The sequence below is a fragment of the Streptomyces sp. NPDC055078 genome, from assembly GCF_053607985.1.
This window is the reverse complement of record NZ_JBSGUP010000426.1, coordinates 1-7,149: the sequence shown is the minus strand read 5'-3', so window position 1 is coordinate 7,149 and position 7,149 is coordinate 1. Positions and strand designations below refer to the sequence as shown.

6 protein-coding genes are annotated in these 7,149 nt (G+C 70.1%); 3 read left to right on the top strand and 3 right to left on the bottom strand.

What is annotated here, in order from left to right; all coding sequences use genetic code 11:
* Nucleotides 1-142: 142 nt before the first annotated feature.
* Nucleotides 143-727: a hypothetical protein gene (locus tag ACWF94_RS28210; RefSeq protein ID WP_453494379.1), complete on the bottom strand. Its 585-nt coding sequence runs from the start codon at nt 725-727 to the stop codon at nt 143-145.
* A 209-nt stretch (nt 728-936) separates the two neighbouring features.
* Complete coding sequence (locus ACWF94_RS28205; RefSeq protein WP_453494376.1) at nt 937-2,877, bottom strand: helix-turn-helix domain-containing protein; 1,941 nt, start codon at nt 2,875-2,877, stop codon at nt 937-939.
* Nucleotides 2,878-3,077: 200 nt separating this feature from the next.
* Here ACWF94_RS28205 and ACWF94_RS28200 point away from each other — a divergent pair, with 200 nt between their 5' ends.
* Nucleotides 3,078-4,346: a hydroxymethylglutaryl-CoA reductase, degradative gene (locus ACWF94_RS28200; RefSeq protein WP_453494373.1), complete on the top strand. Its 1,269-nt coding sequence runs from the start codon at nt 3,078-3,080 to the stop codon at nt 4,344-4,346.
* Entirely contained in the window at nt 4,343-5,362 is a 1,020-nt protein-coding gene (locus ACWF94_RS28195) for a hydroxymethylglutaryl-CoA lyase (RefSeq protein WP_453494370.1), read from the top strand. Before ACWF94_RS28200 ends, ACWF94_RS28195 begins: the two co-directional genes overlap by 4 nt.
* A gap of 492 nt (nt 5,363-5,854) precedes the next feature.
* Here the strand turns inward: ACWF94_RS28195 and ACWF94_RS28190 are convergent, their stop codons facing one another.
* Nucleotides 5,855-6,088: a DUF5999 family protein gene (locus ACWF94_RS28190; RefSeq protein ID WP_453494381.1), complete on the bottom strand. Its 234-nt coding sequence runs from the start codon at nt 6,086-6,088 to the stop codon at nt 5,855-5,857.
* Nucleotides 6,089-6,916: 828 nt separating this feature from the next.
* On the opposite strand from ACWF94_RS28190, the gene ACWF94_RS28185 reads away from it, so the two are divergent.
* Nucleotides 6,917-7,149 (top strand): hypothetical protein (locus ACWF94_RS28185; protein ID WP_453494367.1); only part of this gene is annotated, 233 nt, incomplete at its 3' end.

The following is a 7,149-nucleotide window of genomic DNA, read 5'->3' as shown; positions in this document are numbered from 1 at the left end:
CTCCCGGGCGGCGGACGGGTTGACTTACGGACTCCAGATCCGGCCCGGCTTCAAGGGGCAGCGACCGTGAAGTAGCAGGGCTCGTCAGCAGGTTGAGAACCAACGATGACAAACAAGGTGTAATCTTTCATAACCACTGATTTCACCCCGCCACTGCGGGACCCTCCCCACGGCTCGGCTCCCGCATCGTCGAGCCGGCCGGCCGAAGGGGGTCCCGGCGGGTCGCGCCGTATCCCGAGGGCCGCGACCGCTCCTTTTCGGCCCGGATCGTCGCGACCGGATTGACGATGCCGAAACGCCCGTTCGCCCACGTGTAGAAGGTGTTCAGACCCGCGCGGTCGGTGTCGAAGGATGTGGCCCTGATCGGTTCCTCGTTGCGCTGGTCGGTGATCCTCCAGTCCTTGAAGGCGTTCACGTGCCGCACGGTGGCGCAGTCCCACGCGACGCCGATCGCTTCCAGGAAATCCAGCCAGACGATCAACGAGTACGCGTAGCGCCGCCAGGTACCCGGCTCTGCGTCCGCCATGGCGCCCTCGCGGAAGAAGAGGTTGATTCGCCAGTCCGGCCACCCCGACGGCGAAAGAATGACCGGGGTTCCGTGCTTGGCCCCATTCGCTGTCGCCCGGGAACGCATGTCCCCGAACCGGCCTATGTCAGGGTCATCAGTGACAGGAGACGGGATGGTCAGATCGTGGAAGTCGACGGTCCAGCGCTTCAGGTCGTTCACTTGCCAGCTCCGAGAAGGACATGATCAATCCGACAGGTGCCGACAGCCTAGAGAACGGGAGACGCCAACCCTCGGGGGGAGACCCCAACCCTCGGCCCTTGCGGGCCTGGGAGACCCCAACCGGACCCCGCTCACCGACCCGCCTGGGGGTACCTCCCACGCATCGGGCGTACTGCGGCCATCAGAAACGACCTCGCCCCACCGCCCGCTCAAGGGCAGCGCAGCCGCTCGGCGATCTCGTCGAGCCGGACCGCAAGCGCGAGCCGGAAGAACAGCTCGTCGTCGCGCCAGCCCTCGCCCAGGAGGCGGGTCAGCCGCTCGACGCGCTGGAGGATCGTGTTGGTGTGGAAGCCCAGCTCCCGAGCGGTCCTGGTCGGGCTCGACTGATTGCGCACGAAGGCGCGCAGGGTGGTGAGCAGGTCCGTGCCGTGCTCGTCGTCGTAGCGCCGTACCGGCCCCACCATGGTGTCGAGGTATGTGGTGAGGGCGGCGGGGTCGGGTTCGAGGACGGCCGCGTAGGGGTGGTAGTCGTCGGCCCGCGCCGCGAGGTCGCTGGCCCCCAGCGCTTGGAGCAGCCGGGCGGTCCGCCGCGCCGTCACGGCCGCTGCGGACAGGTCACCGGCCGTGGTGGCGCTCACCGACAGGACCGGGACCGACAGCGCCTCGCGCAGCTGGTCGTGGAGCCGCTGGACCGTGACGCCGGGCTGCCGGGACGACAGCGCGACCGCGACGTTGCCGCCGTAGTCGCCCACCAGCGCCCGGCTGTGGAGCAGGCCGAGCAGCGAACGGGTCGCCTGGGCCCGGTGTTCTCCCGGTACGACGAAGAGCACGAGGGTGTCAAGCTCCTTGACGGGGATGCGCAACTGCTTGGCCCGGCGCACCACGTCGCGGCGGTGGTCCGGCGAACCGTCCAGCAGATCGGCCAGCAGCTCGCCCTGGCGGCGGTGCTCCGCGTCGGAGACGGCCTGCCGCTGCATGGCCAGGAGTGTGCCGACCTGCGCACCCCGCTCGATGGTCCGCAGGTCGACGGAGCTGAGCGGGAAACCGCCCGTACCGAGCAGCACGGTGCCGAAGTAGTACGAGCCGGTCGTCAGGGCGGCCACCGCCCCGATGTCGCCGCCGTCCTCGACCAGGACGCAACGGCCCTGGTCGTGGCTGGCCCGGACGGCCTCGGCGACGGGTGACTCACGGCGCAGCGCGTCGGCCGACAGGGCGCGGCCGGCCGTCACGATCACCTCGCCGTATTCGTCGACGACGGCCACCGCGCGGTCCAGGGCCTCGGCGAGCTTCTCGGCGATCGGTGAGAAGTCGCTGTCCTCCAGCACGGAGCGGATGAGCTGCTGATGCACCGCGTTGGCGCGGTCACGCTCGACCAGGTGCTCCCTCAACCGCTCCAGGGCGCCGCGCGCCTCTTCCCGGGAGCGCTGGAGGTGCTGGAGCCGCCGCGCCGTCTGGAGCACCACCGAGGCGTGGTTGGCGAGCGCCGAGAGCAGCGCGACCTGCTCGGGGGCGAAGGCGTGCTCGTCGCGGGTCCCGACGAACAGCACCCCCAGGACGTCCTCGTCGGAGAGCAGCGGCACACCGAGGAGCGAGACCAGACCCTCGGCGGAGACCGCTTCGGACAGCGAGTCCTCGTGCCACTCGACGGAGTCGTCCTCGTAGCGCGTCACCCACTGCGCGGCCCGTGTCTCGACCACGAGGCCGGCCAGTCCGCGGCCGGGCGGCACCACCAGGCGCTGGAACGACGGGCTGACCGAGCCCGCCGTCTTGCGGACCCGCAGCGTCAGGCTGGCGGCGTCGAACTCCGAGAGATAGGTGACGTCGGAGTCCATCATGTCGTGCGCGCGCCCGACCAGCCGGGCCAGCAGCGCGTCGGCGTCGCGCTCCTCGGCCAGTTCCCGGGCGCTGGAGAACAGCGCGGTCAGCTCGTGCTCCCGTCGCCGCAGTCGTAGCTGATCGTGCCGGAGCCGGTACAGCCGCTCCGCGGTGCTTGCCGCGGAGCCGCCGGTCACGCCGAGGTCCGCGAGCGCGCCGTCCAGCCGACAGGGGGCCACCGCATGGTCCCCGGCGGCGTCCAGGACGACCGCCAGCGCCTCGGCGCGGTCGGCGGCCGTACTGCCGCCGCCTGCCTGTTCAGCTCCGCTTTCCACCGCGCCCGCTCCCTACGAATCGTCGCGCCGGCCTGTGTGCCCTGCGCACACTCAGCGTGCCGTATGACGTGCTGATGGTCCATGGCGGGGGGTTCCGCCCCGTGACTAGCGTGGCCACCGCCGAAGGGATGTGCCGCCGTGTGTCCCCTGGCCACCGCCGCTCTCACCCATCACCGCTTCCGGAGGAAGGCCATGGCATCATGACCAGCCGTCTGTCGGGTTTCAGGAATCTGTCCGTCGGCCAACGCCGTGCCCGTGCCGCCGAGGCGATGGATGTGTCCCCCGGCCTGTTCGACGCGCTCTCCCCGGAGAAGGGCCTCTCGCTCGAACAGGCCGACCACATGGCCGAGAACGTCGTCGGTGTCCTCGGACTCCCGGTCGGCATCGCGACCAACTTCGTGGTGAACGGCCGTGAGATCCTCGTCCCCATGGCGACCGAGGAGCCCTCGGTCGTCGCGGCGGCGTCGAACCTCGCCCGGATGACGCGCGACCACGGCGGTTTCACGACGTCGTCGAGCCTCCCGCTCATGCAGGCACAGGTGCAGATTCTCGACGTCGCCGACCCGGCGGGCGCGCGGCTGCGGCTGCTGTCCGCAGCCGAGGAACTGATCGCGCTCGCCAACGAACAGGACCCGGCGCTGGTCCGGTTCGGCGGCGGCGCGCGCGAGATATCCGTGCGGCTGGTGCCGAGCGGACGGCAGACCTACGTCGTGCTGCACCTCGTGGTCGACGTGCGCGACGCCATGGGCGCGAACGCGGTCAACACCATGGCCGAGGCCATCGCCCCCCGCGCGGCCGAGATCGCCCGGGGACGGACCCTTCTGCGTATCCTCACCAACAAGGCCGACCTGCGAATCACCCGCGTCTCGGCGACCTTCGACGCGGGCACGCTCGGCGGCCCCGGCGTCGTGGAGAACATGCTGGACGCGGCCGAGTTCGCCGTCGCCGACCCCTACCGCGCCGCGACCCACAACAAGGGCATCATGAACGGTGTCACCGCCGTCGTCCTGGCGACCGGCAACGACACCCGCGCCGTCGAGGCGGGCGCGCACTCCCACGCCATCGGGGCTGACGGCCGCTACACCGCGATGTCGTGCTTCGAGAAGAGCGCCGACGGTGACCTGGTCGGCACGCTGGAGCTTCCGATGCCGGTCGGACTGGTCGGAGGCGCCACCAAGGTGCACCCGGTGGCGCGGGCGAACGTACAACTGCTCGGTGTGGAGACGGCGAGTGAGCTGGCCGGGATCATCCTGGCCGTCGGCCTGGCCCAGAACACCGCGGCGGTGCGCGCGCTGGCGACCGAGGGCATCCAGCGCGGCCATATGTCGCTGCACGCGCGCAATGTGGCCGTGAGCGCGGGAGCCTCCGCCGCCGAGGTTGACACGGTCGTCGAGCGGATGGTCGGGGCCAAGTCCGTACGCGCGGACGCCGCCGACCGGATCCTGGCCGACTTGCGGGACCCGTCGTGACCCGGTCGCCGGTCTCGTTGGGACTGCCCGCCACCCACCCGTTTCCCGGCTTGCCGGGCCGGGTGACGGTCTACGAGGTCGGCGCTCGCGACGGGCTCCAGGCCGAGAGGGCCCAGGTTCCCACGGACGCCAAGGTCCGGATGATCCGCGACCTGACCGCCGCCGGGCTGCCGGTGGTCGAGGCGACCAGTTTCGTCTCCCCGCGCTGGGTCCCGCAGTTGGCGGACGCCGCCGGCGTGCTCGCCGCGCTGCGGGAGGCGGGCGAGGATCTCAGCCGTCACCCGGTCCTGGTGCCCAACGCCTGCGGCCTGGACCGCGCCCTGGACGCCGGGGCGTCGGCCGTCGCGGTCTTCGTCAGCGCGACCGACACCTTCGCGCGCCGCAATCTGGCGATGGACGGCTCGGAGGCCGTCGAGGTGGCGCGGACGGTGACCCAGCGGGCCCTGGCCGCGGACATGCGGGTCCGCGGCTATGTCTCGATGGTCTTCGGCGACCCCTGGGAAGGGCCGGTCCGCCCCGAGCGGGTCGCGGGGGTCGCCCGGGCCCTCGTCGACGCCGGGTGCCACGAGGTGAGCCTCGGCGACACCATCGGCGTCGGAACACCCGGCCACGTGGGCGCCGTCCTGGAAGCGGTCGCCGAGGCGGGCGTTCCCCGCGACCGGATCGCCCTGCACTTCCACGACACCTACGGACAGGCCCTGGCGAACGTGTACGCCGGACTGCTCGCGGGGGTCACGACCTTCGACGCCTCGGTCGGCGGCATCGGCGGCTGCCCGTACGCGGGCTCCGCCACCGGCAACCTCGCGACGGAGGACCTGCTGTGGATGCTCACCGGGCTGGGCATCCAGACAGGGGTCGACCCGGACGCGGCGATGCGCGCGGGACTCCACGTCACCGCGCTTCTCGGCCGGCCATCCCCGTCACGGGTCGTCCAGGCACTGAACCGGGATGAGTACTCCAGTCGCGGTTCTCCAGCGGCCCGGTTCCGCCCGGGGGAGTCGGGGCCGGTGCCGTAGTCGCCGATGGCGATCGCGGTATCGCGTCCCCACCGCTGACGTACGGATTCACCGCAGCGCGGTCGGAGCCAGGTTGGCACCGCCTCTGCAGGGCTGCGGTGAGCCAGCGCCCGCCGCCGTGCCTCCGAGACCGGCACCGGGTTCACCAGCGGCCCGTTGCCCAGGGCGCGGTGGAAGTCGTAGAAGCTCCCGACCACGGTCAGGGCGTGGTTGATCGTCGCCGGGGAGTACCCGGCCTTGAGGTACCGCTTGCCGGTGCGCGGGTTGACGGAGCCGGGCTGTGGCGCGTCTGGCCGGGTGCGGCGGCGCTGCGGATTCGGTGCCGTGCGAAGCCATCCCACTATCACTGCCACCTCCCCTTCCGCTGCTTTGTCCCAGGTCACGTTCAAAGCCACAGGAACCGGAACCACCGCAGCAGATCGTTGGCGTAACTGCTGTTGGTTGCGTGGCTGTTGTCGTTCAGAGCGAGCAGCTGGTTGCGCAGGTGTGACGTCACACAGAACTCCTTGGGCAGTCGGACATCGCAGTGCCCAACGATCTCAAGAAGGTGCAGTTAACAGACCACCCGTGTTCCGGATGGTGAGTGGTCAGGCGGGCCGCGTCCCGGTCGGCGGCACCGGCCGTCCGACAGGACGGCTGATGCCGACACAAGGCCCTCCGGGCAGGGACGGCTGTCCGAGGAGGGGAGAGGGGCTGGCCAGCTCGGGGAGGCCGACTGGACGTCATCGGCACGGCGTCCTCCACTTCGCGTAGATGGCGGAAGCTCCGGTGCGGTCCGGAGTGCGGAAAGTCGGTCATCAGCCTTGCAGCGCTCTGGGCTCCATCGATACCGGAATTGGCGCTCACTTCTTCCCACTTCGCAGGGCTGATTGGTTCAGGGAGAGCGCTTTGAGAGTTCGCAGATCGGCATGAGACCGGCTCCCCATTTCGCTTCATTTGAAGGGAACCGCTTGACAGTGCGGCGATGTCGCACCTACGGCAGAAGGCGTGCGGGCGGACTTCAACCAGCGACGGCTCCCTGTTGGGCCGTGTGCTGTTCCTCCCCCCTGAGTAGAGCTCTGGCCCGTGCGCTGAGCCGCTGTGTGTCGGGCGGCTTGGCGTGCAGATTCCCCCGTGTCAGAGCCGCGTGCAAAGGGCAGCCCGTTCTGCCAGGGTTCGCATCCAGTGCTCCGTCATCCCATCGGCAGCAACCCGGGAGTAGCTCGGGTGTGGCAGACGTAGGTCGGGGCAGGCCAGGAGAGTTCCGTCGTCGGGAACCCGGAGCGCAGGAAGGGTTCACAAGAGGGGCTGGCCAGTCGCCAATCTCGTCAGTCGCCACCACCGACCGACGCTCGCTACCGTCCGACCATCGGAAGTGACCGGGTGGGATTTCACCGCATTTAGAAGAGTTGGCACCACGCCAGACGCGATGAGTTTGATGTTTCTCCAGGTCAGAACCGGGGCAGCGGCCTTGCCCTGCCGTTTCGGGGCCGGATAGCGTCGCGCTCAATTTTCTAAACAAGATCTTCAGATTGTGGCCGTGGCGTGAAGATACGTGGGCACCGTCGAAGAACCATGCGTGGAGTTGTCGCGGCGTCAGTTCTGCTGTTGCCGTCCGGAGTCGCTCTGGAGCAGCGTGGCGGTGTGGCGGCTGCGGCGGTCGGTGATGACGTCGAGGTGAGGGAGCCGGCTTCGAGTGTTCCGGCGGATGATGCGGGCCGGGGCAAGGAGTTCTGGCAGGACGATCCGCTGCCTGCGAAGTCGGAGGAGTTGAAGGCGTCCGAGCAGGCGGCTGCCGGCGGGAGCCG